1 protein-coding gene is annotated in these 505 nt (G+C 40.6%); it reads right to left on the bottom strand.

Annotated features, from left to right (window positions below; translation table 11 throughout):
* Positions 1–115 precede the first annotated feature (115 nt).
* The gene (locus C6366_RS20890) at positions 116–436 is read right to left on the bottom strand and encodes a hypothetical protein (RefSeq protein ID WP_107740644.1); all 321 of its coding nucleotides are present in this window, start codon (positions 434–436) and stop codon (positions 116–118) included.
* Positions 437–505: the final 69 nt, after the last annotated feature.

Raw genomic sequence — 505 nt, forward strand, 5'->3', positions numbered from 1 at the left:
GTCATTAATGCTTCCATTTTCTTGTCTGCTATAAGTGTCTCTACTTTTTTGCAAAAAGCATATCGTGTCTAAAAGTGTATCTGCAGATGTCTGTAACTACTCCGGTTTGATTTTTTCAGCCCAAAAAATAAAAACAAAGCAAAGGTAGGGGCGCCGCACATGCTCCACGCCTTGCGTCTGTCAAGATCAAGCCCTGCGGGTTTTTCAAAAAATCTCCATCCGCTTGCAGCTGGATAGTATTTTTTGAAAAAACCTTGACAGCCGCATCCAACGCCCCAAATAAAGGGCTCTCTTTTTCTTTTTCTTTCTTCTCTTTTGGGGTGAAAAAATATTGGTTGATGGATAGGGTCGTTTCCATTGTATCGCGTCTCATAACAGAAAGCTTTTGACGGCTTCTTACGTCTCTTTTAACCTCATCTTTTCCCTTCTCTGGCATATCCTCCCAACTGCTTTGTATTTAGTTTATGCTCTGGATAGATTGAGGCCATAATCTAAATTCTATCTG

It is taken from the genome of Desulfonatronum sp. SC1, assembly GCF_003046795.1.
GTDB lineage: Bacteria > Desulfobacterota > Desulfovibrionia > Desulfovibrionales > Desulfonatronaceae > Desulfonatronum.

Bases quoted from the DNA above. Each gene is read 5' to 3' on its own strand.
- C6366_RS20890 (WP_107740644.1), bottom strand. From the start codon at position 436: ATGCCAGAGAAGGGAAAAGATGAGGTTAAAAGAGACGTAAGAAGCCGT.